The 24,540-nt window shown below is 57.1% G+C and carries 26 protein-coding genes; 17 read left to right on the forward strand and 9 right to left on the reverse strand.

Annotated elements, in window-relative coordinates; all coding sequences use genetic code 11:
* Positions 1 to 122: 122 nt before the first annotated feature.
* From fabA to ABJN86_RS10170, 9 genes are all read left to right on the forward strand, one after another.
* Positions 123 to 632: a bifunctional 3-hydroxydecanoyl-ACP dehydratase/trans-2-decenoyl-ACP isomerase gene (gene fabA / locus ABJN86_RS10130; RefSeq protein ID WP_348366816.1), complete on the forward strand. Its 510-nt coding sequence runs from the start codon at positions 123 to 125 to the stop codon at positions 630 to 632.
* Positions 633 to 712: 80 nt separating this feature from the next.
* Positions 713 to 2,356 carry a hypothetical protein gene (locus tag ABJN86_RS10135; protein WP_348366818.1) on the forward strand — a complete coding sequence of 548 codons (1,644 nt, stop codon included), beginning with the start codon at positions 713 to 715 and terminating at the stop codon, positions 2,354 to 2,356.
* Positions 2,357 to 2,485: 129 nt separating this feature from the next.
* Entirely contained in the window at positions 2,486 to 3,715 is a 1,230-nt protein-coding gene (gene fabB, locus ABJN86_RS10140) for a beta-ketoacyl-ACP synthase I (protein WP_348366820.1), read from the forward strand.
* A gap of 3 nt (positions 3,716 to 3,718) precedes the next feature.
* On the forward strand, positions 3,719 to 4,507 hold the full coding sequence (locus ABJN86_RS10145; protein ID WP_348366822.1) for an SDR family oxidoreductase: 789 nt from the start codon (positions 3,719 to 3,721) through the stop codon (positions 4,505 to 4,507).
* Between the two features lie 19 nt (positions 4,508 to 4,526).
* Positions 4,527 to 5,309 carry a site-2 protease family protein gene (locus ABJN86_RS10150; RefSeq protein ID WP_348366824.1) on the forward strand — a complete coding sequence of 261 codons (783 nt, stop codon included), beginning with the start codon at positions 4,527 to 4,529 and terminating at the stop codon, positions 5,307 to 5,309.
* Positions 5,310 to 5,366: 57 nt separating this feature from the next.
* Entirely contained in the window at positions 5,367 to 6,053 is a 687-nt protein-coding gene (locus tag ABJN86_RS10155; RefSeq protein ID WP_348366825.1) for a haloacid dehalogenase type II, read from the forward strand.
* Positions 6,050 to 6,871, forward strand: a complete 822-nt coding sequence (locus ABJN86_RS10160; protein ID WP_348366827.1) for an alpha/beta hydrolase — start codon at positions 6,050 to 6,052, stop codon at positions 6,869 to 6,871. The genes ABJN86_RS10155 and ABJN86_RS10160 overlap by 4 nt, the downstream gene beginning before the upstream one ends.
* The gene (locus ABJN86_RS10165) at positions 6,868 to 7,848 is read left to right on the forward strand and encodes a threonine/serine dehydratase (protein WP_348366829.1); all 981 of its coding nucleotides are present in this window, start codon (positions 6,868 to 6,870) and stop codon (positions 7,846 to 7,848) included. The genes ABJN86_RS10160 and ABJN86_RS10165 overlap by 4 nt, the downstream gene beginning before the upstream one ends.
* Positions 7,845 to 9,032 (forward strand): endonuclease/exonuclease/phosphatase family protein, encoded by a 1,188-nt coding sequence (locus ABJN86_RS10170; RefSeq protein ID WP_348366830.1) that lies wholly within the window; start codon positions 7,845 to 7,847, stop codon positions 9,030 to 9,032. The genes ABJN86_RS10165 and ABJN86_RS10170 overlap by 4 nt, the downstream gene beginning before the upstream one ends.
* Here ABJN86_RS10170 and ABJN86_RS10175 read toward each other — a convergent pair.
* Both ABJN86_RS10175 and pcaD read right to left on the reverse strand, forming a co-directional pair.
* Positions 9,001 to 10,221: a TCR/Tet family MFS transporter gene (locus tag ABJN86_RS10175; protein WP_348366832.1), complete on the reverse strand. Its 1,221-nt coding sequence runs from the start codon at positions 10,219 to 10,221 to the stop codon at positions 9,001 to 9,003. The two genes, ABJN86_RS10170 and ABJN86_RS10175, sit on opposite strands and share 32 nt — an antisense overlap.
* Positions 10,222 to 10,260: 39 nt before the next feature.
* Complete coding sequence (pcaD, locus tag ABJN86_RS10180) at positions 10,261 to 11,046, reverse strand: 3-oxoadipate enol-lactonase (RefSeq protein ID WP_348366834.1); 786 nt, start codon at positions 11,044 to 11,046, stop codon at positions 10,261 to 10,263.
* Positions 11,047 to 11,177: 131 nt separating this feature from the next.
* On the opposite strand from pcaD, the gene ABJN86_RS10185 reads away from it, so the two are divergent.
* Entirely contained in the window at positions 11,178 to 12,266 is a 1,089-nt protein-coding gene (locus ABJN86_RS10185) for a Zn-dependent alcohol dehydrogenase (protein WP_348366836.1), read from the forward strand.
* Positions 12,263 to 13,492 carry a mandelate racemase/muconate lactonizing enzyme family protein gene (locus ABJN86_RS10190; protein WP_348366837.1) on the forward strand — a complete coding sequence of 410 codons (1,230 nt, stop codon included), beginning with the start codon at positions 12,263 to 12,265 and terminating at the stop codon, positions 13,490 to 13,492. Before ABJN86_RS10185 ends, ABJN86_RS10190 begins: the two co-directional genes overlap by 4 nt.
* Here the strand turns inward: ABJN86_RS10190 and ABJN86_RS10195 are convergent.
* The 4 genes from ABJN86_RS10195 to ABJN86_RS10210 form a co-directional block, all read right to left on the reverse strand.
* The gene (locus tag ABJN86_RS10195) at positions 13,482 to 14,252 is read right to left on the reverse strand and encodes a FadR/GntR family transcriptional regulator (RefSeq protein WP_348366839.1); all 771 of its coding nucleotides are present in this window, start codon (positions 14,250 to 14,252) and stop codon (positions 13,482 to 13,484) included. The two genes, ABJN86_RS10190 and ABJN86_RS10195, sit on opposite strands and share 11 nt — an antisense overlap.
* A 105-nt stretch (positions 14,253 to 14,357) precedes the next feature.
* Positions 14,358 to 15,002, reverse strand: coding sequence for an OmpA family protein (locus ABJN86_RS10200; RefSeq protein ID WP_348366841.1), 645 nt, complete (start codon positions 15,000 to 15,002; stop codon positions 14,358 to 14,360).
* A gap of 127 nt (positions 15,003 to 15,129) precedes the next feature.
* The gene (locus ABJN86_RS10205; RefSeq protein ID WP_348366843.1) at positions 15,130 to 15,765 is read right to left on the reverse strand and encodes an OmpA family protein; all 636 of its coding nucleotides are present in this window, start codon (positions 15,763 to 15,765) and stop codon (positions 15,130 to 15,132) included.
* Positions 15,766 to 15,926: 161 nt separating this feature from the next.
* Positions 15,927 to 16,805 (reverse strand): bifunctional helix-turn-helix domain-containing protein/methylated-DNA--[protein]-cysteine S-methyltransferase, encoded by an 879-nt coding sequence (locus ABJN86_RS10210; RefSeq protein WP_348366845.1) that lies wholly within the window; start codon positions 16,803 to 16,805, stop codon positions 15,927 to 15,929.
* A 106-nt stretch (positions 16,806 to 16,911) separates the two neighbouring features.
* Between ABJN86_RS10210 and nth the strand changes: the two genes are divergently transcribed.
* From nth to ABJN86_RS10225, 3 genes are read left to right on the forward strand one after another with little or no spacing between them, the layout of a single operon-like run.
* Positions 16,912 to 17,568, forward strand: a complete 657-nt coding sequence (nth, locus tag ABJN86_RS10215; RefSeq protein ID WP_348366846.1) for an endonuclease III — start codon at positions 16,912 to 16,914, stop codon at positions 17,566 to 17,568.
* Positions 17,561 to 18,556 (forward strand): adenosine kinase, encoded by a 996-nt coding sequence (locus tag ABJN86_RS10220; RefSeq protein WP_348366848.1) that lies wholly within the window; start codon positions 17,561 to 17,563, stop codon positions 18,554 to 18,556. Before nth ends, ABJN86_RS10220 begins: the two co-directional genes overlap by 8 nt.
* Before the next feature lie 22 nt (positions 18,557 to 18,578).
* Positions 18,579 to 19,151 (forward strand): GNAT family N-acetyltransferase, encoded by a 573-nt coding sequence (locus ABJN86_RS10225; protein ID WP_348366849.1) that lies wholly within the window; start codon positions 18,579 to 18,581, stop codon positions 19,149 to 19,151.
* A gap of 45 nt (positions 19,152 to 19,196) precedes the next feature.
* On the opposite strand, the gene ABJN86_RS10230 is transcribed toward ABJN86_RS10225, so the two are convergent.
* Positions 19,197 to 20,015 (reverse strand): sulfotransferase family protein, encoded by an 819-nt coding sequence (locus ABJN86_RS10230; protein ID WP_348366851.1) that lies wholly within the window; start codon positions 20,013 to 20,015, stop codon positions 19,197 to 19,199.
* A gap of 156 nt (positions 20,016 to 20,171) precedes the next feature.
* Here ABJN86_RS10230 and ABJN86_RS10235 point away from each other — a divergent pair, with 156 nt between their 5' ends.
* Positions 20,172 to 21,749 (forward strand): DUF5928 domain-containing protein, encoded by a 1,578-nt coding sequence (locus ABJN86_RS10235; RefSeq protein WP_348366853.1) that lies wholly within the window; start codon positions 20,172 to 20,174, stop codon positions 21,747 to 21,749.
* Positions 21,750 to 21,754: 5 nt separating this feature from the next.
* On the forward strand, positions 21,755 to 22,126 hold the full coding sequence (locus tag ABJN86_RS10240; protein ID WP_348366855.1) for a histidine triad nucleotide-binding protein: 372 nt from the start codon (positions 21,755 to 21,757) through the stop codon (positions 22,124 to 22,126).
* A gap of 147 nt (positions 22,127 to 22,273) precedes the next feature.
* Here ABJN86_RS10240 and ABJN86_RS10245 read toward each other — a convergent pair whose 3' ends face one another.
* A complete protein-coding gene (locus ABJN86_RS10245) occupies positions 22,274 to 22,735 on the reverse strand; it encodes a YHS domain-containing (seleno)protein (protein ID WP_348366857.1) in 462 nt (153 codons plus the stop codon).
* Between the two features lie 108 nt (positions 22,736 to 22,843).
* Positions 22,844 to 23,731, reverse strand: coding sequence for an SGNH/GDSL hydrolase family protein (locus ABJN86_RS10250; RefSeq protein ID WP_348366858.1), 888 nt, complete (start codon positions 23,729 to 23,731; stop codon positions 22,844 to 22,846).
* A 251-nt stretch (positions 23,732 to 23,982) separates the two neighbouring features.
* Here ABJN86_RS10250 and ABJN86_RS10255 point away from each other — a divergent pair, with 251 nt between their 5' ends.
* Positions 23,983 to 24,489: a hypothetical protein gene (locus tag ABJN86_RS10255; protein WP_348366860.1), complete on the forward strand. Its 507-nt coding sequence runs from the start codon at positions 23,983 to 23,985 to the stop codon at positions 24,487 to 24,489.
* Positions 24,490 to 24,540 lie beyond the last annotated feature (51 nt).

The following is a 24,540-nucleotide window of genomic DNA, read 5'->3' on the forward strand; positions in this document are numbered from 1 at the left end:
GTGCAGCACCTATGTTTCAATTGAAAATCAGTCGCAAGTGCGTGATGGCGACCCTTGCACGCCATATTCCGCCAATGCTAGATGGAACCTAAGGTAACAACACGAGATATAGGGCAGGCGGAATGAGCGAATATCCTACAAGCTTTGACAAGGACGCGCTGTTGAAATGCGCGCGCGGCGAGTTATTCGGCGAAGGCAATGCGCAGCTTCCCGCTCCGCCCATGCTAATGATGGACCGGATCACCGAAGTTTCCGGTGACGGCGGCGCGCACGGCAAGGGGCACATCCTTGCCGAGTTCGACATTACGCCTGAGCTGTGGTTCTTCGATTGCCACTTCCCGGGTAACCCGATTATGCCGGGCTGCCTTGGCCTTGATGGCCTGTGGCAATTGACCGGTTTCAACCTTGGCTGGCGCGGCTGGCAGGGACGTGGCTACGCGTTGGGCGTGGGCGAAGTGAAGCTCAAAGGCATGGTGCGCCCTGATCGCAAGATGCTGACCTATAAGATTGATTTCACCAAGGCCATCCAAACCCGCCGCCTGACGATGGGCGTGGCGGACGGTATCGTCGAGGCTGATGGCGAAGTTATCTACGAAGTGAAAGACATGAAGGTGGCGCTTAGTGAAAGCTAGGCTGCAGCCTCCACTCCCAAGATTGCCAGCAGCTTTGCCTGTGGCGCACATTTGCTGAAATACCCGCAAAGGTAGTTCTGATGAGTTCGTATGATACGCTGTGGGCGGAGTATTTTGTCGCTGACTCTTCGGATTTTAACCATGGTCGCCAGCTGCAAAAGGCTCTAGGGCAGCAATACGAAGAAACGCCAAAAACCATGGCGAAGATGTATGATGGCTTCCTAAAGCGGTTTGATCGGATGGTCGCACCCGCGCCGCCCCGCGGATGGGCGGCGTCGGTTTTTGGCGGGCAGCCAGAGCCCGAGCGAGACGCCTACTTATTCATTCGCGCCTTCTCAAATGCGCCCTATGTGATGGGTCACAAAGCCCGCCAAGAAGCCGAAAAATTCCTGCACGAGCACCATGACAAAATCGCCGAGCTTTTGTCGCTCGCAATAGCTTTCCCTAACCGCGAAATAATTGCCGATGACTACCGCACGCGGTCAGGGAAATGGGGCGACATGGTCATGGATGTGGTTGGCCTTTATTATTGGCATGTCAACTATGGGGCTGAGGGGGACGCGTTGGCCGCAAAAGTGGCACCACTTGTCGCCCAAGCCATCGCAGCATACCCGGAGGCGGCAGATCGCACCGCGCTATCTGTCTTGGAGCATCACCGTGATGGAGTGAGTTGCTTTGCGGATATACTTCGCGGCATTCTCGAAGGCCCTGAATTGGGGGCTGAGAGTTATGAGATGTTCGGGCATGAGTTTTTCAGCAAGCATGCCAACCGAGACGACTTTTGGTTCAAGAAGGGAGCGAGCATCCTGCCGCAGGCGCTTAAAGGTACAACTGGGGCGCAAAACGCTAAAATTGCCAGTGACCTTATCCTGCGCCCATTGGACATACATGCGATGAGCCAAGATCAAGTTGTGTGTGATGTGAAGGCGAAGGTCGCAAACACGAACAAACGTCTTTCGGAGCCCTATGAAGCGTCAATGGGGCTGTCAGCCGATTGGCAACGCGACAGTGACGCGAAATGGTTGGCTGAATACGAAGCCGAGCTCGCCCAAGTCGAGACCGACTTCCCCGCATGGGAGGCGTCGCGATACCTAAGCGCGGTTAAATTTGTGGCTAAGTCGGCCACGGTCAGGCGGACGCTTAAGTCGGTGGTGACTTTGGTCCAGCCTGAGGTTGGTGACCGGCTGTCACAGCTTTTACAAGACGCGGATCTGCGCAAAAACGCGCCTAAAACATATCCGAAAGCAAAGCGCGGCCAGAACCAATTCAAGGATTTGGGGTTGAAGTTATTGGTTGTGCAGGAGCTTATGTTTGATCAGGCAGAGCTTACGCCGAAATTCAACTTGGATACGTTTATCGCAGAATGTGATACCCGCGAAATTTCGGTGGAAAATGACGGCTACGACCCAATTCAAGAAGTCGAGGCCTACTTTAAGGCGATGGCGACCCCAGAGGCCGCCTTGGCTAAGGTTGAAAAATTGGTTCAAACAAGCGGAATTCATCCGGCCACTGATGTTCTTTATGCAGTTACCCCGTTCTTCGACGCTGGTACTGGGCAGATGCCAGAAGCGGTTACGAATAAGGCTATTGCTGATTTGGACTTGCTGCCAAATCTGAAGAAAATTGTAGGTTTGGAGAACAGCAACCCTAGCCCGAAATTGCTCAAGGCCCTGAAGGAGCGGGGAATTGAGGTGATTGGGGAAGAGGATGCGTTCGCGGGGTGAATGTCTGGTTTTCTAAGTTTTGAAGGCGATAAGTTGAGCATCCGGCCGTGACCTTTGGTTTCTATTTGGTTGCGCCCCTCAGCCCCCCTGCCTTACACAGAATACAAGCTAAAAAAGAGGAGCACGCCCATGCGTCGCGTCGTCGTCACAGGTTTGGGGATCGTATCCCCTATCGGCAATTCCGCCGAAGAAGTTACCACTGCCCTGAAATCAGGCACCTCTGGCATTGTTGCCTCTGAGGTGATGGCGGAGCATGGCTTCCGCAGTCAGATTGCGGGCACGTTGAAAATTGACGTGACGGAGCATGTCGACAAGCGCCGCCTGCGTTTTATGGGGCCGGGTGCTGCCTATGCCCATATCGCGATGGAACAAGCGATTGCCGATGCGGGGCTTGAGGACAGCGATGTTGTGAACCCGCGCACGGGGCTGATTGCTGGCTCTGGTGGCCCGTCCACCTCTGCCATGTTTGCGGCGCATCAGTCGGTGCTGAAAACGGGCGCGACCAAACGCATCGGGCCGTTCGCGGTTCCAAAATGTATGGGCTCGACGATTTCCGCCAACTTGGCGACGGCCTATCAGATCAAGGGGATCAACTATTCGATCACCTCGGCCTGCTCCACGTCCTTGCATTGCATCGGGGCGGCCTCCGAGCAGATCATGATGGGCAAGCAAGACATCATGTTCGCAGGTGGCGGCGAGGAACTCGACTGGACCCTGTCCTGCCTGTTCGACGCGATGGGGGCGATGTCCTCCAAATATAATGACACGCCAACCAAGGCGTCCCGCGCCTTTGACGCGAACCGCGACGGCTTCGTCATTGCGGGTGGCGGCGGCATGGTGGTGCTGGAAGACCTAGAGCACGCCAAAGCGCGCGGCGCTAAAATCTACGCGGAAGTCACGGGCTTCGGTGCCACATCCGACGGGGCCGACATGGTTGCCCCATCGGGCGAAGGCGGCGAGCGCGCGATGCGTTTGGCGCTGGGCACGATCCCCGAGGGGCGCAACGTCAGCTACATCAACGCGCATGGAACATCCACACCCGTGGGCGACGTGGGCGAAGTCGAGGCCGTGCGCCGCGTCTTTGGCGAGGGATCAACCCCGCCGATCAGTTCCACCAAGTCGATGACCGGTCACTCCCAAGGGGCGACGGGCGCGCAAGAGGCGGTTTACTGCCTGCTTATGCTGAAAGACGATTTTATTACGCCGTCCATCAACGTGGAGACGCTGGACCCAGCGTTGAAGCCTGCAGAAATTGCGACCACGCTGGTCGAGAACGCAGGGCTGGACACGGTCATGACGAACTCTTTCGGGTTCGGCGGCACCAACGGCTCCATGCTGCTCTCTAAGTTTAAGGATTAATTGATGTCGGATTTGATGAAGGGCAAGCGCGGCCTTATTATGGGCGTGGCCAATGAGCGTTCTATCGCGTGGGGCATCGCGAAAGCCATGGCCGCGGAGGGCGCCGAGCTGGCGTTCTCGTACCAAGGCGATGCTTTTGGCAAACGCGTGGAGCCGCTGGCGGCATCGCTGGGTTCCAACATTTTGGTTGATGTTGATGTGACCGATGACGACTCGCTGGACGCGTGTTTCAAGACGCTTGAAGACAAATGGGGCAAGCTGGATTTCGTCGTCCACGCCATCGCGTTTTCCGACAAGAACGAGTTGACAGGGCGCTTCATCAACACCTCGCGCGATAACTTCAAAAACTCCATGACCATCAGCTGCTACTCGCTTATTGATGTGGCCCGCCGCGCAGCACCTTTGATGACGGACGGCGGCACTTTGTTGACGCTGACCTACCAAGGGTCCAACCGCGTGACGCCGTTCTACAACGTCATGGGCGTGGCGAAGGCCGCGTTGGAATCCACCGTGCGCTATCTGGCCAATGACCTTGGCCCCGAAGGCATCCGCGTGAATGCCATCTCGCCTGGCCCGATGAAAACTCTTGCTGGCGCGGCAATTGGCGGCGCACGCAAAACGTTCCGCCAGACCGAGGCAAATTCCCCTATGCGTGCCAATGCTACGCTGGACGCCGTGGGCGGCACCGCCGTCTACCTTGCAAGCGACAGCGGCAATTGCACAACGGGCGAGATCATCCGCGTGGACGGCGGGTATCACGTGTTGGGTATGCCTCAGCCTGAGAATCTGTGACGGCTGTGACGGGCGCGTAATGCTAACCTTAGTCGCCGCAATCACCCTGTGTGGTTTAATGTTGGTGGTGCTTAAGGGCGGATTGTCCTCTAAGAACGGCTTCACCATAGTGGGCATGGACGTCGAGGGTCTTGGCTTGGGGGTGCTCGCCTTCATCGCTGCCGCTTGGTATTTTGGCCCCCTTTACGGCGTTGCGATTGTTGTTTCGGTGATGATCCACGAGTTTGGCCATGTCGCCGCCTTTCGCATCGCGGGGCATGATGATGCGCGGTTCCGCCTGATCCCCTTGATGGGGGGCGTTGCGATCTCTGATCGGGCACCTGCCACGCAAGCCGATGACTTCTTTATTACGCTAATGGGGCCCGGTATTTGTCTCGCCTCAATGGCGTTGGCCTATGCTTTGTCTGAGGCTGTGCAGCCCTATTCGCCGCCTGTGGCCGAGTTCTTCTATGTGTTCGCAATCGTCACGGGTGCGCTGAACTTCTTTAATTTGCTGCCGTTCTGGCCTCTAGATGGCGGGCGTTGCGTGCGTATTTTGACGGAAACCTTCGCGCCGAGGGCTGCTAAGTTTGTGACAATGGCCATGAGTGCGGCATTGGGGGCTGCGGCTGTGGCGATGCAATCGATGGCGCTGTTTTTCTTCGCGATCCTTGGGGCTCAATCGTTATTTTCGTGGTCTCAGGCGGCGATGCATAAGACCCCATTGACCAAACGGCGTGGGCTTTTGGCGCTTGGTGCCTACCTGTTCACGATGGGTGCGCATTTCTGGGGCGGGCTCGCTATGCTGGAGCGCTATCTTTAACCGTTTTCCTCCGCGAAAGGCTGTGCAAAGCTGCCACCGCAAACCGGAGGAAATTTAATGCCAATCACCACATGTGTTTTTGACGCTTACGGCACTTTGTTCGATGTCTCTGCCGCCGCGCGCCTTGCAGCTGAAGAGCCGGGACGTGATAAGCTCGCGGCCTGTTGGCAAAAGCTGGCGGGCGATTGGCGCAACAAGCAGCTGCAATACACATGGTTGCGTGCGGTCACAGGTGACCATGCGGATTTCTGGGACGTCACGCAAAACGGGCTGGATTGGGCGATGGAGGCCAACGGCTTGGATGACGCCGAACTGCGCGAGCGACTGTTGGCGCTCTATTGGGAATTGCGCGCCTATAAGGAGGTGCCCTTCATGTTGGCACAGCTAAAAGCAGCAGGGATGAACACGGCGATCTTGTCGAACGGGTCGCCGAATATGCTGGACGGTGCTGTGACCTCAGCCGGAATTGGCGAGACCTTGGACGACGTTTTGTCGGTTGAGGATGTCGGTGTCTTCAAGCCACATTCTTCGGTCTATGACTTGGTGTGCAAACGGTTTGGCTGCGCCAAGGACGAGGTGCTATTTGTGTCCTCCAACGGTTGGGACGCGGCGTGTGCGACGGGCTACGGGTTTAGGACTGCATGGGTGAACCGCGCGGGCGAGCCTGTGGACCGCCTGCCATGGACACCTGCGCATGTACTGAGTGATCTGACAACGATCCCAGATCTGGCGGCCTCTTTATGAGCAAGTTCACGGCCGCAGATGGCATATCCCTGCACTACACGGACGAAGGCGAGGGGCTTCCCGTCCTGTGCCTCGCGGGCCTGACGCGGAACAGCTCTGACTTCGATTATGTGGCACCGCATCTGACAGGCGTGCGCTTGATCCGCATGGATTACCGCGGTCGTGGTCAATCTGACTGGGCCGACCCGTCCACCTACACGCTGCCGCAAGAGGGGATGGATGCGATTGCCCTGCTGGATCATTTGGGTCTTGAGAAGGCCGCGATATTGGGCACCTCGCGGGGCGGTCTGATCGCGATGGGCTTGGCGGCTACTGTGAAAGACCGGCTGCTGGGGGCTTGCCTGAACGACATTGGGCCGGACATCGCGGAGGCGGGGATAGAGGCCATCAAAGGCTACCTTGGTCGCCGCCCGAGCTTCAAAAATTACGACGAGGCGACTGTTCAGCGGGCCAAACTCATGGCGGGTTTCACGGATGTCCCAGAGGAGCGTTGGCGCGCGGAGGCGCACAAGCACTACGTCCAAAAGCCGGACGGCCTAGACATCAACTACGACCCCAAATTGCGCGAGGCGGTGCTCTCTGTGCCGCAAAACCTGACCCCTGATCTTTGGCCGTTCTTCGACGCAATGAACGGACTGCCGCTGGCACTGCTTAGGGGGGGGAACTCGGACCTGTTGAGCCGTGAGACAGCGATGGCGATGGAAAAACGCAGACCCGATATGCTGTCGGTCGAGGTGCAAGGTCGGGGTCACGTGCCGTTCTTAGACGAACCGGAGTCCCTGCTCACCATCAAGGCGTGGATTGAGGAAATGAGATGAACATTGAGATGATTGAGGCCGCCGCCACGCGTATTCACGGCCACGCGCGGCGCACACCGATGCTGTCGTCCCCCTTCATGGACAAGATCGCGGGGCGGCGGGTGTTCGTGAAAGCCGAGGCATTGCAGCACACCGGATCGTTCAAGTTTCGCGGGGCGTGGTCGGCGTTGTCGTCATTGCCCGATGATGTGTTGAAGGCAGGCGTCATCGCCTTTTCGTCCGGCAACCACGCCCAAGGTGTGGCCTTGGCGGCAAGGGAGCACGGCACATCGGCGGTGATCGTGATGCCCGCCGACGCGCCGCAAATGAAAATCGACAACACCCGCGCCCTTGGGGCGGAGGTGGTGCTATACGACCGCGCCACGCAGGACCGCGATGAGATCGGCGCGCGCTTGTCGCAGGACCGTGGCCTCACCTTGGTCAAACCCTTTGACGAGCCGTTGGTTATTGCGGGGCAAGGCACGGTTGGCTTGGAGATCGTCGCGCAATCGGCAGAGTTAGGCGTCAACGCGTCCGAAGTTTTGGTGTGCTGCGGTGGTGGCGGCTTGACCGCCGGTGTGGCCTTGGCGTTGGAGGCCAAAGCCCCTGATATGCGCGTGCGGCCTGTGGAGCCGGAGCATTTCGACGATGTGGCCCGCTCCCTTGAGGCCGGCGAGATCAAGCGAAACGCCAATCTTTCAGGCTCTATCTGTGATGCGATCATTACGCCGCAACCGGGGGATGTAACCTTCCCGCTGCTGAAACGGTTGTGTGGCTCGGGCATCGTGGTGCCTGAAGAGGACTGCCTGCGGGCCATGGCTGTGGCCTTCGCCCGCCTTAAGGTGGTGTTAGAGCCGGGGGGCGCGATTGCGCTGGCCGCGGCGCTTTATCATGGCGACAAGATTGAGGGGGACGACGTCATCGCCGTGGCCTCTGGGGGCAATGTCGATGCTGACGTGTTCCAATTGGCGCTTACTAAATACGGGAAAGACGCATGACTGATTTTACCATTGCCAGCTTCAACGTGAAAAACCTGATCGGGGCGGATCAAGAATACTACCGCTTCGAAAAATACACCCCAGAGGAGCACGCATGGAAGGAAGACTGGCTGGCGGATCAGGTGTTTACCCTGAACGCGGACATCGTGGGCTTTCAGGAGATTTTTGACAAAGCCCCGCTTCAAGACGTGATTGATGAGGCGGACTTGCGCGGCAAAGCCTCCAACGAGGACGCGGTGCCTGACCGCAAGAAACGCTACGCGCGCAAGGCGATTTTTCGCAAGCTGGCCTATGCGGATTACACCGACGCAGCCTTAGCCTTCGCGCCCAATGTCAACGATGGCGGACCAGGAGAGCGCCGCCCGGGCTTGGCGATCTTGTCGCGCTATGGCTTTGTCGGAACGCCGGAGGTGATCCAAGACGTGGACCCCGATCTGGTCATCCCCTTCGGGTTGATGGGGGAGGGCGACGGCGGGTCTTTCCGCTTGGACCGGCTATCGCGCCCGATCCTGAAGGCACGTATTCCCGTCGGCAAACAGGTGGTCACGGTGTTCAACTGTCACCTGAAATCCAAGCTCGGTGAATTTGTGCACCCCGAAGGCGGGCAAGCGCCGGAAGTTGATCTGGTCAACTACGACCCCGTTGGCCGCGCCTTGGGCGCACTTCGGGCGGCGACGCGCCGGATGGCAGAGGCTTGGGTGCTGCGTCAACTGATCGTCGAGGAGATCAAAGGCGGCAACCCTGTCATCGTATTGGGCGACTTCAACGACAGCGAAAACGCGGTCAGCTCTGAGATCATCGCGGGTGAACGCCCGTTCAAAAACTACGCATGGATGCGGCGTCACGACGCGAAGAAATCTAACGACCGTTACACGGACGAAGAGAACGAGATCATCCAAGAGAAGATCGAGGCGGTTCGGCTGGAAAGCTGCGAGAAGCTGTTTGTGCGCAAATCCCTGCGCGACATGGTCTACACATCGGCCTTTGGCGGGGTGTTTGAGAGCATTGACCAGATATTGCTGTCACGGCACTTCACGGGTGGCAAAGGTCAGATCGGGGAGATGTCATATTTCTCGGTGTTCAATGACCACCTGACCGACGGCTCCCACGAGGAAGCGCCTTACAACAAGCTGGCGTCGGATCACGGGCAGATCATGGCGCATCTGCGGTTGTGGGACGCGTAAACGCTCGCGCGACCATAACCCAGGCGACAAGCATTAACCCCATCGCCAGCAGGAATGCGGCACCTGGAAGGAACAGCGCCACGTCCTCGCCCGTGAAATAGGAAAACACGCGGGTGAAGGCCAGCGGCGCGAAGATCATGCCTAAGGCGTTGATTGATGACATGACACCCAGCAGCTCTCCTTGTTGGTTGTCGGCGGCGCGCGCCGACATAACGGATTGCAGCGCGGGGCCAACCACAGCCCCAAATGCGGCCAGCGGGGTCAGGATTAACAGCCATGTGCCATTGGTGATGAAGGCCATCATCGCCAAGGTCGCCGCGTTGTAGACAAGGCCCCAATAAACGGTGCGCACCTCACCCAGTTTCGCGATGATCCACCGGATCAACACGGCTTGGGTCACGGCCATCGATATCCCGTAAATCGCCAAAGATGCGCCGATGATGCCGGGTGACCAGCCAAAACTGGCGGCGGTGTAGTAGGCCCAAATGGCCGGATAAACCATGTTGGCTATTTGGTAGAAGAAGTAGACTGACAGCATTGAGCCTAGGCCGGGCAGGGCGGTGACGGCTTGCAAACCGCCGATGGGGTTCGCGCGGCGCCACTCAAAGGCACGTCGCTTTTCGGGAGTGACGGTTTCTGGCAAGACAAAGTAGCCGAAGACAAAATTTGCTCCCGCAAGGATGGCTGCAGCCCAAAACGGCGCGCGTGGACCAAGCTCTCCCAACAGGCCGCCAATTACGGGGCCAAGGACAAACCCCACACCGAAGGCCGCGCCGATTAGTCCGAAGTTTTGCGACTTCTTTTCCTGTGGGGATACATCCGCCATGAAGGCATTTGCGGTCGCATGGGTCGCGGCGGTGATCCCGCCGATAATGCGCCCGATCAACAGCAACCAAATCGTGCCCGCCAACGCCATAAGCACATAGTCAAAAGCCATCACCCCGTTGGAGGTGAGCAGCACCGGACGCCGCCCAAATCGATCTGACAATGCCCCGACAGTGGGGGAGAAGAGAAACTGCATCAGCGCGAATACCGCCGATAGGATACCACCCCAAATAGCCGCGCCCGAGATGCCCGTCTGGCCCACGTCTTGGATCAGCTCCGGCATGACGGGCATGATTAACCCGATACCCATCGCATCGATGAGGACGGTAATCATGATAAAGGTGATGGGTAGATTTTTCTTCATAGCGCCCTTGATGGAGATGCACTTGTCGCATGGCAAGGCTTACGTGTGGCCAATGTCGCTCAAGAATTGTGTCAGCAACGACGCAAAGATTTCTGGCTGCTCCACGCATGGAAGATGCCCTGCGCGGCGGATCAGCTCAAACTGGCTGCCACGGATTAGGTCTGCGGTTTCGCGGATCAGGTCCGGTGGGGAGGCCCCGTCTTCGCTACCCGCGATGGCCAATGTGGGAAGCGTGAGCTTGGCGGTGGTGGTGTAGAAGTCCGTGCCCGCAATAGCTGCGCAAGCCCCGAGGTAGCCTTGCTTTGGCGTGCTCGTCAGCATGTCGCGCCATTTGGCCAGTTCAGGGGTTTTGACGAAATTGCGAGAGAACCATTTCTCGATCACACCGTCCGCGATGCTTTCGATGCCATCTGCCTCGACGGCGGCCATGCGGTCTTTCCACATCGCCCCGTGTCCCATTTTAGCGGCGCTGTTCGACAGCACCATGGCGCGCACTTGGTCCAGCCGTTTGGTGGCAAGCCCTTGGGCGATCATGCCGCCAACTGATAGTCCGATGAAGACGCAGTCGCGAACGCCCAGATGGTCCAACAGTGTTTCCGCGTCACGCACCAGAACGCCCATTGAATAGGGTGCGTCAGGCACGTCGGATAGTCCATGGCCACGCATGTCGTAGCGAATTATTCGCAAGCTTTGTGGAAGCAGCGGGATGACCTTGTCCCAAAGCTCAAGCGATGTGCCAAGTGAATTGGAAAAGACTACGGGTGCGCCATTTGGGTCGCCATCTTCAGCGACGTTTAGCGTGATATGTCCAAGATCGATTAACACGGGGCAGGCACCTCATAGTTGCGGGTGAAGTCAAAAAAAGCGGCTTTAGGACATGAATGTCGCTTAACGCCCTTGCGAAGTGCCAATTTCGCAGCTTGTGTTCAAGGGTAACATTCCGCGAGGACCCTTAGATGAGCAAAGTCAAAGCCGCAGTGTGCCACGAATTTGGCGCGCCCCTTACCATTGAAGAGGTAGAGCTTCGCGCCCCCCAAGCCGGCGAAGTGGAGGTGGACTTGGAAGCATGTGCTGTTTGTTTCTCGGATATCTCCTTTATCGATGGCGGATGGGGCGGGGATTTGCCGGCGGTCTATGGGCACGAGGCCGCGGGCCGTGTGTCGGCCTTGGGCGAGGGGGTCACTGGAGTGGCCATCGGGGACGCCGTTCTTGTGACGCTGATCCGGTCCTGCGCGACCTGCACGCCCTGTGCATCGGGGGTGCCCACGCAATGCGCCACGCCTTATGATCGAATGTCCGGCCCATTGAGTATGCCGAACGGAGACGCGTTGGAGCACGGCTTGGCCTGTGGCGCCTTCGCGGAGCGCGCGGTCGTTGACCAAAGCCAGATCGCTCCTATCCCCGACGGCATTCCGATGGATGCGGCGTCCCTGTTGTCTTGCGGGGTCATCACAGGGGTCGGCGCAGTGGTGAACACGGCCAAGGTACGCCCTGGACAAAACGTTGTGGTGATTGGCGCGGGTGGCGTTGGATTGAACGCGATCCAAGGGGCCGCAATTTCGGGGGCTGCGCGGATCATTGCGGTCGATATGACACCGGAAAAGCTGGAAGCGGCAAAGGAGTTCGGCGCAACTGACGGCGTTTTGGCCACCGACCCGAAACCGTGGAAAAAGGTGGCCGAGATCACTGGCGGCAAGATGGCGGATGCCGTGATGATCACGGTGGGCGCGATCCCAGCGTTTGACAGCGCCCCGCGTTTCCTTGGGTCGGGTGGTGATATGTATCTGGTCGGCATGCCGCATTCCGGCGACAAGGCCACATACGAGCCCGTGATTTTCGGGGCCATGGCGCAAGGCATGAAAGGCACCAAGATGGGCGATGTTGTCCTGAAGCGCGACATTCCGTGGCTGGTCGACCTCTATAACCAAGGTCGCTTGAAGCTTGATGAATTGGTGTCGGGCCGCTGGTCCCTTGATGAGATTAACGAGGCCATTGCCGATACGCGCTCAGGCTCCGCGCGTCGCAATGTGATTGTGTTCAAATGAAGCTACAAGACCTCAAAATCATCGTAACTGCGCCGCCTGCACCGGGGTGGGGCGGGCAGTATTGGTTATTTGTGAAGCTGACCACCGCTTGCGGGATTGAGGGCATTGGGGAGGTCTATGCCTCCGCTGTTGGGCCTGACGCCATGCGGGCTGTGATCGAGGATGTCTTCACGCGGCACATCGAAGGTGAAAATCCCGAAAACATCGAATTGATGTTCCGCCGTGTCTATTCATCCGGCTTCACCCAGCGGCCCGATCCGACGGTTATGGGCGCGTTTTCTGGCTTGGAGATGGCGTGTTGGGACATTCTGGGCAAGGCGCGAGGCCGTCCGGTTTGGGCGTTGCTTGGGGGCAAGATGAACCCCAAAATTCGCGCCTATACCTATCTGTATCCATTGCCGCACCATGATTTGACGGAATTTTGGACCTCTCCCGAGATGGCTGCGGAGGCGGCATTGGACGCGGTTAATCGCGGCTATACGGCGGTGAAATTTGACCCCGCCGGCCCCTACACGATCCACTCAGGCAACCAGCCAGCGATGTTCGACATCTCACTATCGGTGGCGTTTTGCGAGGCGATCCGTGGGGCCGTCGGGGACCGCGCGGACCTATTGTTTGGCACCCATGGGCAGTTCAACACGTCGGGTGCTATCCGGTTAGGGCAGGCAATCGAGAAGTTCTCGCCCTTGTGGTTCGAGGAGCCATTGCCGCCGGACAACCCGTTGGAGTTCGCGCAAGTCGCAAACGCGGTGCGCATCCCAATTGCTGCGGGGGAACGGCTGACAACAAAGGCCGAGTTTGCGACCCTTCTGCGCACGGGCGGGGTGAAGATATTGCAACCCGCTTTGGGCCGCGCAGGTGGTATTTGGGAGACCAAAAAGCTGGCGGGGCTGGCAGAAGTGTTCAACGCTGAAATGGCGCCGCACCTATACGCTGGTCCTGTGGAATGGGCGGCGAATATCCATCTGGCCACCTCCATCCCGAACCTGCTGATGTGCGAAACCATCGAGACACCGTTCCATGCGGACCTTATCGGTGGCGCGTTGAGCGTCGAGAATGGCTACATCACGCCGCCGGAGACAGCTGGGCTGGGCATCACGTTAAATGAGGAACTGGCAGAGGCGCACCCGTTCACGGGGTCAGGCCTGCACTTGCAGATGCAAGAAGCGCCTTGTGACTACCAAAACGGGAATACCTTCGCAGGTGGTGCGCCGCTTAAGACTTAGCTGTTTCATGTTCTAGACGCAGCTTTGCGATGCTTTCGTTTTGCTGAGCCTTGGCATCTTGGGACAGGCTTTGCTCGACGTAGTTCAGATGGGCTTCCACGGCTGCGCGGGCACCGTCTTCGTCGCGGGCCAATAGTGCGGTGTTTATCGCGCGGTGCTGCTCCAGTAGTGTGTCGCGGGTGGTGCGCTGTTTGAACATCACGTTGCGGTTGTAGAACACGCCTTCGCGCAGCATTTGGAACATCGCACGCATCATATGGAGCATGATCACGTTGTGGCTGGCCTCGATAATGGCGAGGTGGAATTCGGCGTCGAGTTGCGCCTCTTCGGCAGGGTTCCGTTTCGTATGTGCGGCTTCCATTTTACGGTAGATGGTGTCGACCACTTTCAGGTCCGTGTCTGACCCCAACCGTGCGGCGCGCGCGGCGGCAAGGCCCTCCAAGTCGCGGCGAAAGGAGATGTAGTCGAAGACTGCCTCGTCGTGATCCGAGAATAGCTGGATCAGCGCGTCCGAGAAGGCCGCACCAACGACCTCGGCGACATAGATGCCCGCGCCCGCCTTGGCCGCCAGCAATCCGCGATCTTGTAGGTTGGCGACGGCTTCGCGCAAGGATGGGCGCGATACGCCCATTTTTTCGGCCAGTTCACGCTCTGACGGCAGCCGCTCACCGGGTTTCAGGATGCCACGTAAGATCAATAGCTCGATTTGGCGGACAACCGCGTTGGACAGTTTTTCGGGTTCTATTTTGTTGAACGGCATGTGTTCACCTTGCTGAATTGGTCAATTTATATGACCAAGACTAGCGCCAAACAACAAAAAAACGGCCCCGCATGGTGGGGGCCGTTTGGGACATGTGTAGTGAACTTAGGCTGCGTTTGGACGGATGATGATGTCTACGCGGCGGTTCTGGGCGCGGCCCTCCTCGGTGATGTTCGAGGCAACTGGGCGGGTTTCGCCTTGGCCGTAGGATTGGATGCGCGACGGGGTGACGCCGCCATCTTCCAAGGTGAAGGCCACAGCTTGTGCGCGGCGCTCTGACAGATCGAAGTTGTGCCCGTCCGAGCCTGTGTCATCCGTGTGACCTACAATGTTGACCGATGTGTCGGGGTAGTCTTGCAGGTTGCTGGCCAAGGCGCGCAAATCTTCGCGCAAGCCATAACCCAGGTCGGAACTGTCCACAGCGAACAGCAGGTCTTGCGGCATGGTCACGCGCAGCTCGTCGCCGGTGTTCTCGATCTGGATGTCCTCGTTGGGGATGTCGCGGCGCAGGTCAGCGGCTTGTTTGTCCAGCTGATGTCCGATCACTCCGCCTGCGGCAGCGCCAATTCCGGCCCCCACAATGCCCTTAAGCAATTTGTTGTCGTCGCTGGATGCGCCGATGAGCCCACCAACCGCGCCGCCGATAATGGCGCCGGTTTGGGATTTGTTAACATCGGAGATGCTGTCTGTCGTGCACGCGCTTACAGCAATAGATACAGCCGCAAAGGCTGCGATAGATTTGATAGTCATGGTACCTGCCTCGGTATAGGGATCCCGCCTTTTCGGCGTGGGTTATGGGCAGATATTAGGCGATTTTGGTGGTTTTGTTAAGGGGGAAGCGTAGGCCGGCGAAAACATGCCGCCGGCCCGATACAGATTAGCTATGCGGTTGAATGATGATTTCTACGCGGCGATTCTGTGCGCGGCCCGCCACGCTGTCGTTGGATGCGACCGGTTGGCTTTCGCCTTGCCCGCTTACGCGCAAACGTGATCCAGCGACGCCCGCGCGGCTTAGAACCGAGGATACCGCTTGGGCGCGGCGCTCGGACAAGTTTTGGTTGTAGCTCGCGTCGCCTGTGCTGTCGGTGTGGCCGACCACGATCACATTGCTGTTAGGGTAATCGTTGAGGTTGTTCGCAACAGCCCGCAAGTCCGCCTGTAGGTCGGGGCGCAGGGAGGTGCTATCGGTCGCGAATAGCAGGTCTTGGGGGAGGGTGACCCGCAGCTCCGAGCCCGTGTTGACCACGTCCACGTTGTTGTTTCCCAGATCACTGCGCAGATCATCGGCTTGCTTGTCCAGCTCGTTGCCAATCAATCCGCCTACGGCCCCACCAATGGCCGCACCGATGAGGCCACGTTCAAGGTTGTTGTCGCTGGTTGTGTTGGCCCCGATAGCCCCGCCAACAACCGCCCCAATCAACGCGCCGTTTTTGGTGCGGTGGTCAGCGGTGGTGGCGTCGCAACCCGCCAAGATTACGGCAGCAGCGGGGATCGCCATAAGAATAGGTTTCATGTCGTTTGTCCTTGTTGAGCCGTAACGGGCGGCGCTTGGTCCTTTAACGTTGGGACTCGGCGCTTCCGTTGCAACCCACAAGAAATTTACCCCAAGCGGGATGCCGCTTGTCTGTTCAATTCATTGAAACAGGGTGGGTCGTTGGCGGTGATCCGCGCAGGCTATAGGCCGGTTTTCGCCGCCTCATAGGCCAGCATAGCGCGTTTTACCGGCAACCCCCAGTGATACCCACCCAATCCGCCTGACTTGCGCAACGCGCGGTGACAAGGGATCAGCCAACTAATCGGGTTGCGCCCTACCGCAGTGCCCACGGCGCGCACTGCTTTTTGGTGGCCTACGGTATTGGCGATTTCGGAATAGGTGGTGACGTGACCTGATGGGACCTTCAAAAGGGCCTCCCAGACTTTGATCTGAAAGGGGGCGCCGATCAGGTAGAGTGGCGCGTTTTGTGTGTCCGCGCCAAAGGCCGCCAAGGCCCAGGGGCGCAGCATGTCGGGGTCTTCCACATAGGTGGCTTTGGGCCATCGGCTTACCAAGTCTTCCATCGCGGCAAGCTCTCCTGTTTCGGCCCCAAAGCCGATGCCGCAAATGCCCTTGTCGGTGCCCATCACCAAGGCAGGACCAAAGGGGCTTTCAAACCAGCCCCAATAGATGGTCAATCCGTCACCCTTGCGGGCAAAATCACCGGGGCTCATGGCTTCCCACTTCACAAAGAGATCATGCAAACGCCCGCTGCCTGATAGGCCAACCGCACCCGATGTCTCTAACATGGTGAAGCGCTCTTCAAGCAGAGCCTTCGCGTGCCCAAGCCGCAGATATTGCTGCAACCGGCTGGGCGAAACGCCTGCCCATTTACTGAACACGCGTTGGAAGTGTGCGGGGCTCATCTGCATTGAGGCGGCCAAGGCGTCGAGAGAGAGCGGCCCGTCTTGATGGCCGTCGATGGCCTCGATGGCGCGTTTGACAAGGCCGTAGTGGTAGCTGCTCTCAGCGGCGGCGGCTTGGTCGTGGTTGGTGATGTGGTCGGTTTTGTGTTCCATGCACTCAGCTTAGGGCGCAAGGCGGCATGTATCGACCCGTTTTTTGCGCATTCTTGTGAGGTGGTAAAACCTTGCCACCAACGGGGCAACGGGGCATACCGCGCATATGACCAAGCCTGCCAAACAGCTCGATTATCATACGATCAACGAGATATTCACGCGCTTTGCCGCGTCTGATCCCGAACCTAAGGGAGAGTTGGATCACGTCAACGCCTACACGTTGGTCGTGGCTGTGGCGCTGTCCGCGCAGGCCACGGATATTGGGGTCAACAAGGCCACCAAGAAGCTGTTCGAGATTGCCGACACCCCACAAAAGATGCTCGATCTTGGGCTGGACGGCGTGACCGAACACATCAAGACCATCGGACTGTACCGCAACAAGGCCAAGAACGTCATAAAGCTGAGCCAGATTTTGGTGGATGACTATGACGGTGTGGTGCCATCTTCGCGGGCGGCATTGATCTCGCTTCCGGGGGTGGGGCGCAAAACGGCCAATGTTGTTTTGAACATGTGGTGGCAGTATCCGTCGCAAGCCGTGGACACGCATATTTACCGGATCGGCAACCGCACCGGCATTTGTCCGGGCAAAAACGTGGATGTGGTCGAGCGTGCCATCGAGGACAACATCCCCGTCAAATTTCAACAACACGCACACCACTGGCTGATCTTGCACGGGCGTTATGTCTGCAAGGCCCGCAAGCCGGTTTGCAACAACTGTATCATTCGTGATCTGTGCACTTCTGAGGATAAAATCCATGAGTAAGAAATTCCAAGTCGTCGGTATCGGCAACGCAATGGTGGACGTATTGGCGTCCACAACAGATGCGTTTTTGGCGAACAACGGCATCGACAAAGGCATCATGCAGCTGACCGACCGCGCACGTGGGGTGGAGCTGTATGACCTGATCGGGCCTGCCAAGGAAATTTCTGGCGGCTCGGCTGCAAATACGATTGCTGGCATTGCGCACTTGGGTGGTAAAACGGCCTATGTTGGCAAGGTGAAGGATGACCAGTTGGGCGCCATCTTTGCCCATGACCTTCGCGCGCAGGGTGCGGTTTATGAAACCCCCTTGGCACCTGCGTCTCACGAGGCCGAAACGGGTCGTTGCATCGTTCTTGTCACACCGGATGGGGAGCGCTCGATGAACACCTATCTGGGGGTGACCGAGTTCCTGAGCGAGGACGACATCGACGAAGAGCAAATGGCGCAGGCCGAGTGGATCTACCTTGAGGGCTACCGTTTTGACGGGCCGGAATCTGTAGCGGCCTTCGACAAAGCCATTAATGCGTGCACGGGCGCTGGTGGCCGCGTGTCGATCACATTGTCGGATCCTTTCTGCGTTGGCCGTCACCGCGACGCATTCCGCGCGTTGATCAAGGATCACGTGGATCTGTTGTTCTGCAACCGCGCAGAAATGCTGTCGATGTATGAAACTGAAGATTTCGACGCAGCATTAACAATGGCGGCGTCTGAGGTCGCGATTGTGGCGTGTACCGACGGTGAAGACGGCGCGCATGTGCTGTCACAAGGCCAGCGTTGGCATGTGCCCGCAATGCCGGTGCAAATCGTAGATGCCACAGGGGCGGGCGATTTGTTCGCCGGTGCGTTCCTCTGGGCGCTTACAGCAGGCCATGATTTGGAAACTTGTGGCCGGATGGGCTGCGTCGCGGCCTCCGAGGTGATTTCCCATATTGGTGCGCGTCCAGAAGCTGATCTGACCGCATTGTTTAAGGAACAGGGGCTGCTCTAGCCCTTGAAATAGGGGCATGTGAATGCACCGGAAATTAGAAAGCACCCTGATGCCTGTGAGTGATTTAGTCCCAACCCTTGAGACTGATCGCCTGCGGCTTCGGGGGCATCAAGCCAGTGACGCCGCAGCGCTCACATCGATGTGGGCTGATCCTTTGGTCGTTGCTCATATATCCGGAATCCCCTCAACCGAGGAACAATCCTGGGCGCGTTTGCTGCGCTACACGGGGCATTGGTATCAGTTGGGGTTCGGCTATTGGGTCGTCGAATCCAAGACCGATGGCGCGTTTTTGGGGGAGGTTGGCTTTGCAGACTATCGACGCGATACCCAGCCGAGCCTGAGAGAAACGCCCGAAGCGGGCTGGGTCTTCACCTCTGGCGCCCATGGGAAAGGCTACGCCACTGAAGCCGTTACTCGAATGCTGGGTTGGGCGGATGCGCATCTGAACTACGCGAAAACTACATGTATTTTCGACCCGACGCATTCGGCCTCGGTGCATGTTGCAAGAAAAGCCGGCTACGGAAACGAGACCTTGGGCGTCTACGGCGGTCGGGAAACACTGTTTATGGAGCGAGCGCGGGTCTCATTGGGTTAGGTTGGAATGGCTGTATGAGACCACACAGCCATATCCTAATTGCTATCAATCACCCAGCTTGGCGTGAACCTCGTCCAAGTCGATCTCCCCGATAGGCATCTTGTTGCCGGGGTTATCGAAGTCATATTTGAACAGGTTGAAGTCGCGCTTGTAGATTTCATAGACCAAATGCATCGACAGATCGTCGAAGTAGTCCTCAATCGGGTGCGCGCGCTTAGGCCCGTGCCCTTCGCTTTCGTTGAAGCGCGGAATTTTGGCGACGTCTACGGCGTGCTTGGTTTCCACGGAGTCCATGACGGATTGCATGCCGTCGTTGAAGGTCTCGGTGAAGAAGATGTTGTCGTAGCGCCCGCCGTTCACAATAAACGTCGAGATGTGGCCGGACATGGCGGACCAGTGAATGTCGGGATCCATCGGGCGCTTCCAGCGAATGGTGTCGCGCGCGAAGAGCAAGAAGCGGCGGAACGACTCGATCTGGTCGAATTCAAACCCCGTGTCGGGGTCGCCGACCTCAATGCCGTATTTTTGAACGAGCAGTGGCACCAAGTTACCGCGGTAGCGCTTGCCGTTGCGTTGTATGCCGCAAATTTTGTCGAAGAAGGACGACAAGATGCGCCCATAGGGATTGCGCACGCAGGTAAAGGCGTAGCTTTTATGGGAGGTGACGTTTTTCTCGATCCTCGGCTGGCTTTTTTCAATCGCCCATTTGTGCATTTTTCCGGTCGCGTCGTGAATGTCGCCGTCAAAAAATTCGCCGTGGTCGGAATAATACATAATCTGGCCAATGGACGAGCAAGCACATTTGGGTACCACGCGGTACACCATGCTTTCGCTTTCCGTCATCCAGGTCCCTGGAAACCCCATACTACTGTCCTCGTTTTAGTACCAAATGGCCGATTGTTTACGTTTTAGCCACAATCGGACTTACAATTACAATTACGGTCTGTTTAAGCAACCGCTGCTAAGGTTATGTAGGTGAACCTAAAAGAGTTTTAAGACGGGACCGGGGGCAAATTCCAGATGGCAAAAATCGCCTTCATTCTTCTGTGTCATAAAGACCCCGGTGCGATTATCGACCAGGCGGAAAGGCTGACGGCTGCTGGTGACTGCATGGCCATTCACTTCGACGCCAGCGCGGACCCTGCCGCCTACAAAGAGATTCGCGAAGCGTTGGATGATAATCCCAATGTTGCATTCGCCAAAAAACGCATCAAATGCGGCTGGGGTGAATGGTCCTTGGTCCAAGCGACATTACACGCAATGCGTGCGGCGGTTGACGAGTTTCCACGGGCCACGCATTTTTACATGCTGTCTGGGGACTGCATGGCGATCAAATCGGCCACTTACGCCCATGAAGCGCTCGATTCGAGTGATGTTGACTACATTGAGAGCTTTGACTTCTTCGCATCGGATTGGATTAAGACCGGAATGAAGGGTGACCGGCTGATCTATCGCCACTGGTTTAACGAGCGGGCACATAAATGGCTGTTCTATACGTCCTTTGAGCTGCAAAAGAAGTTCGGCTTAAAACGCGAAATCCCCTCAGATTTGCAAATGATGATCGGGTCACAATGGTGGTGTTTGCGCAGGCGCACGGTGGAATGGGTGTTGGATTTTACACGAGACCGTCCCGACGTCATGCGGTTCTTCAAAACCACGTGGATCCCTGACGAGACCTTTTTTCAAACGTTGGTGCGCCATTTGGTGCCCGCCGCCGAGATCAGAACACGCACGCTGACCTTCTTGATGTTCACCGACTACGGGATGCCGGTGACATTCTATAATGACCACTATGACCTGCTGCTAAGTCAGGACTTCTTGTTCGCGCGCAAGGTGTCCCCTGACGCCTTGGAGCTGAAGGAGCGCTTGGGTGACCTTTACGCGTCGGAGCGGATGGATTTCCAAACCTCCAACGAGGGGCGGACGTTGTTCAAGTTCTTGACGGGTAGGGGGCGCATTGGACGCCGCTTTGCCACGCGCTTTTGGGAACGCGAAAGCTCATTGGGGCGCGAACGTGAATTGATGGTTATTGCCTGCAAAAAGTGGCATGTCGCCAAGCGCCTGCTCAGCCGAGTGTTGGAGCATACCGAGTTGAAGGGGGCTGAGTATCTGTTCGACGAAGCTGGGACCGTGCTACCGGACTTGGGCGGCATCCAGACGACGCTGGACAAACGGACCCGTCACCGCCGTGCGTTGATGCGCCTTTTGTATGATCATTATGACCGAAACCGAATGGTGATCTGCCTTGATCCGTCGAATTTGGATCTATTGAGCGATTTATTTTCGGACAATTCCACCACACGGTTGTTGGAAGTCGAGTGCCGCTTTGAGGATGAATACCTGTTAGGCCACGCCAAACGTGTGGGCCTCGCGGGGGAGATGACGCCGCAAGACACCATCGACCGGTTGCTACCTACCGTGCGGCAGAACTTCTTGTTCGAGAGCGATCAGATCAAGGACGCGGATTTCCCGAACTATTTCAAAGTGTCGGAAAACCAATCACGTGAAGAAAATATCGCGCCCTTGATGGCCTTCATGGATATATCCGAGGATAAGGCGCGTGAAATATTGAACATCGACTACCTGTTTGAGGACTGACCCCCATGGCCTACGTTTACGACGATCAGAACATTTTCGCCAAAATTCTGCGCGGTGAAATCCCGAATGATACGGTTTTCGAGAGCGACCACGCCTTGGCATTTCGCGATATTTCCCCTGCAGCACCGACCCATGTATTGGTGATCCCGAAGGGGGCTTACGTGTCGATGGATCATTTCACCCAAGAGGCGTCCGAGGCGGAACTGGTCGGCTTCATGCGCGCCATCGGTGAGGTTTGCCGCCTAGAAGGCGTCAGTGAAGACGGCTTTCGTGCCATTGCCAACACAGGGCAGCACGGTGTTCAGGACGTGCCGCATCTGCATGTACACGTTATTGGCGGCAGGCCGCTAGGTCGGATGTTGTCGAAGGTCGACTGAGGTTAGGTTGACGTGTTGGCCTCGATGAGGCGACGCAGGCGCTCCACCAATTACAGGCCAACGGGTTTTCGCGACAACTCAGCCTCAGATTTGTGATCTATATATTATCACTCGCTAACAGGACTGAGGCCGTCCAGTTAGGTTGGATCACGCAGGATCGAATTTGATCCGCTTCCAGTTTCTGTTGGCGTCTTTGATGTATTTCGGCACGTTGCGGCGCCAGACCCAATCAACGGGGCGGGTGATGTTCAGGTAAAGTTGCCCATCCACGATGTGCCAAATGTAGGGGTCGCCATCGACCTTATTGTTCACGGCGGTGCCATAGGCGCAATACCCGCCGAACGCGGGGAGGTATTTGTCCGGGTTTTTCTCAAACAGAGCTTTGTTGGCCTCCGAGGTGAAGCGATACGTCCCGCCTTTATGCTCCAAGCTTATGCTCTTGTTGCCTTTTTGCGGCTCTCCGGCGACGAAGTAGGACACTGGGTCTACCCCGCGCAGGGCCAGACCTGAAGAAGACAAGTTCAACTCGTGTACAGTCTTCGCGTGCGCCACCCCAGCGGCGGTTGTCGCTAGAAGGCTGGTAACAAATAACCGGCGTGTTAGTCGCATGAGGTCGCCCTTTGAGCTAATTCTGGATGATGACCAGTCTACACAAAGGGCGGGAAAACTCCCAATCAACTAACCGACAGAAGGAGCGTGAGCTTTGTGATCAGCGCCTCAGGGGTTCTTTATCGCGTCGTCAACTTGGGTGAATATTGCGTTGCAAATACCATCCATTTCCAGCGCGAAGAAGTTTTTAGCCGCCCGCTGGTTGGGGTGATAGGGGTCCTTCACCATGCCCTGTTTGTTGAGGCGGAAGTAGTGCTTATTCCCTTGGTTCGCGGCTACCGTTTTGGGGGTAGCGCCCGGCACGAAGGTGCACCGGCTGCCGGTCTTTTCAAAGGCTGTCATCAGGTTCTTTTGGGCCTTCAGCCGTAAATCGACGATCTTCTTGGAGAACGCCGGCGCTGTGGTCATAAATATGCAAGGGGTATCGCTGGGCAATTGGCGCATCATTTCTTCGACGTCATCAATCGCAGTCTGGGGGTCATTTGCCCAGCGTTTCGCGGAGTTCCCCAAGAAGGACATCAGCAGCAACTTGGGGTTGTAGTAATCCTCGCGAAACATGTGCTCGAAGGCGGATTTTTGAGGGGTGCAGAACTGGTATTCCTTTCCCTTGCCGATCTGGACGTATTTATTGCCAGTCATGTTGATGAAGCCGTAAGTGCCTGCATTCACACGCCATTTGCGATCCTCTTTGCAAATCGTGTTCTTCGCAGCACCCTTGCGCGCGATCCATGACCCGATGGATGTGGAGCGAACGCCGATCACACCGACACGCATTTCCCCCAAACGGGCGAGGTTCTGCGCCTGTTTGGGCGAGGGGCTGCAGTGCTGTTTAATGTCAGTAAAGAACTCAAGGAAAGCGGGGCCGGACCCAAAGGATATCTGACTGTCGCCTAGGATCAAAATCTCCGGCGAGACGAAGTCATCCGCAAGGGCAGGGGCGCTCATCGTCAATGCACATAGGGCGGATGTAAGAAAGTTTCGACCGGCTTTCAACATAGTAGGTACTCCTCGGCGGCATAGGTCCGTTTTAATCGTAAGCTACCTCAACGCTCGTATGGTGCAAGAGCGGTCAATCAATCGGCGCGTGTTGGGAGTTATTGCTTCGATATTATTGATGAATATTCAACTAACAACTTTGTTTTGTCGATTTGATGGCGCTAATTTGCACTGGCGAAGCACCGATAGAGAAAGTACCCGTAGATGATCGCGGCTATTGTGCCGCTAGGCTTCAAATTTGGGTTATTTCGATGGGTAATATTCTTCTCGGTATTTGGGAAAACGCTCCAGTGTGGGTTTGGCCGTTGTTCGTGGTGCTGGTGATTGTCGGTGTCATGGCAATGCGAGACCGTAAGAGCTCGGTTATACCCTACTTCTTTTACCCACTTTTTGGCCTGTCTGCGGTCAATGCTGTTGGTGGGCTTAGCCATGTATCGGTTAGTTGGGCGGCATTTGGGATCAGCTACCTCATCGGTGCAGCAGGCGCATTTAAGTGGCAAGATGGTTTGGTCGTAGAGAGAATCGGCTGGAAAATGACACTTAAAGGGGATCGGGTGACGATCTTAATTTTGATGCTGATTTTCTTCTCGAATTTTGTGAACGGGGTGTTGGGGGTCGTTGCGCCGCAAGTCCAAGCAGGGCTTAGCTTCGCGATCATCTTTGCATGTGTGCTCGGCGCTGGTGCTGGCAGTTTTACCGGTCGCGCGTTGCGCGTCATCACACTTAAGGGCCGAGTACGGAGCGAAGTGCGACCCTGAGATTGAAATCTGCAATTCCGCGCCATGACACACTGACTCACCTCTTGTTCG

Origin of the sequence: Litoreibacter sp., assembly GCF_039974535.1 — a bacterium.
Classification (GTDB): domain Bacteria; phylum Pseudomonadota; class Alphaproteobacteria; order Rhodobacterales; family Rhodobacteraceae; genus Litoreibacter.

Excerpts from the sequence above, each read along its gene's own strand:
- fabA (WP_348366816.1), top strand. The coding sequence starts at position 123 with ATGAGCGAATATCCTACAAGCTTTGACAAGGACGCGCTGTTGAAATGC.
- ABJN86_RS10135 (WP_348366818.1), top strand. The coding sequence starts at position 713 with ATGAGTTCGTATGATACGCTGTGGGCGGAGTATTTTGTCGCTGACTCT.
- fabB (WP_348366820.1), top strand. The coding sequence starts at position 2,486 with ATGCGTCGCGTCGTCGTCACAGGTTTGGGGATCGTATCCCCTATCGGC.
- ABJN86_RS10145 (WP_348366822.1), top strand. The coding sequence starts at position 3,719 with ATGTCGGATTTGATGAAGGGCAAGCGCGGCCTTATTATGGGCGTGGCC.
- ABJN86_RS10150 (WP_348366824.1), top strand. The coding sequence starts at position 4,527 with ATGCTAACCTTAGTCGCCGCAATCACCCTGTGTGGTTTAATGTTGGTG.
- ABJN86_RS10155 (WP_348366825.1), top strand. The coding sequence starts at position 5,367 with ATGCCAATCACCACATGTGTTTTTGACGCTTACGGCACTTTGTTCGAT.
- ABJN86_RS10160 (WP_348366827.1), top strand. The coding sequence starts at position 6,050 with ATGAGCAAGTTCACGGCCGCAGATGGCATATCCCTGCACTACACGGAC.
- ABJN86_RS10165 (WP_348366829.1), top strand. The coding sequence starts at position 6,868 with ATGAACATTGAGATGATTGAGGCCGCCGCCACGCGTATTCACGGCCAC.
- ABJN86_RS10170 (WP_348366830.1), top strand. The coding sequence starts at position 7,845 with ATGACTGATTTTACCATTGCCAGCTTCAACGTGAAAAACCTGATCGGG.
- ABJN86_RS10175 (WP_348366832.1), bottom strand. The coding sequence starts at position 10,221 with ATGAAGAAAAATCTACCCATCACCTTTATCATGATTACCGTCCTCATC.
- ABJN86_RS10185 (WP_348366836.1), top strand. The coding sequence starts at position 11,178 with ATGAGCAAAGTCAAAGCCGCAGTGTGCCACGAATTTGGCGCGCCCCTT.
- ABJN86_RS10190 (WP_348366837.1), top strand. The coding sequence starts at position 12,263 with ATGAAGCTACAAGACCTCAAAATCATCGTAACTGCGCCGCCTGCACCG.
- ABJN86_RS10195 (WP_348366839.1), bottom strand. The coding sequence starts at position 14,252 with ATGCCGTTCAACAAAATAGAACCCGAAAAACTGTCCAACGCGGTTGTC.
- ABJN86_RS10200 (WP_348366841.1), bottom strand. The coding sequence starts at position 15,002 with ATGACTATCAAATCTATCGCAGCCTTTGCGGCTGTATCTATTGCTGTA.
- ABJN86_RS10205 (WP_348366843.1), bottom strand. The coding sequence starts at position 15,765 with ATGAAACCTATTCTTATGGCGATCCCCGCTGCTGCCGTAATCTTGGCG.
- ABJN86_RS10210 (WP_348366845.1), bottom strand. The coding sequence starts at position 16,805 with ATGGAACACAAAACCGACCACATCACCAACCACGACCAAGCCGCCGCC.
- nth (WP_348366846.1), top strand. The coding sequence starts at position 16,912 with ATGACCAAGCCTGCCAAACAGCTCGATTATCATACGATCAACGAGATA.
- ABJN86_RS10220 (WP_348366848.1), top strand. The coding sequence starts at position 17,561 with ATGAGTAAGAAATTCCAAGTCGTCGGTATCGGCAACGCAATGGTGGAC.
- ABJN86_RS10225 (WP_348366849.1), top strand. The coding sequence starts at position 18,579 with ATGCACCGGAAATTAGAAAGCACCCTGATGCCTGTGAGTGATTTAGTC.
- ABJN86_RS10230 (WP_348366851.1), bottom strand. The coding sequence starts at position 20,015 with ATGGGGTTTCCAGGGACCTGGATGACGGAAAGCGAAAGCATGGTGTAC.
- ABJN86_RS10235 (WP_348366853.1), top strand. The coding sequence starts at position 20,172 with ATGGCAAAAATCGCCTTCATTCTTCTGTGTCATAAAGACCCCGGTGCG.
- ABJN86_RS10240 (WP_348366855.1), top strand. The coding sequence starts at position 21,755 with ATGGCCTACGTTTACGACGATCAGAACATTTTCGCCAAAATTCTGCGC.
- ABJN86_RS10245 (WP_348366857.1), bottom strand. The coding sequence starts at position 22,735 with ATGCGACTAACACGCCGGTTATTTGTTACCAGCCTTCTAGCGACAACC.
- ABJN86_RS10250 (WP_348366858.1), bottom strand. The coding sequence starts at position 23,731 with ATGTTGAAAGCCGGTCGAAACTTTCTTACATCCGCCCTATGTGCATTG.
- ABJN86_RS10255 (WP_348366860.1), top strand. The coding sequence starts at position 23,983 with ATGGGTAATATTCTTCTCGGTATTTGGGAAAACGCTCCAGTGTGGGTT.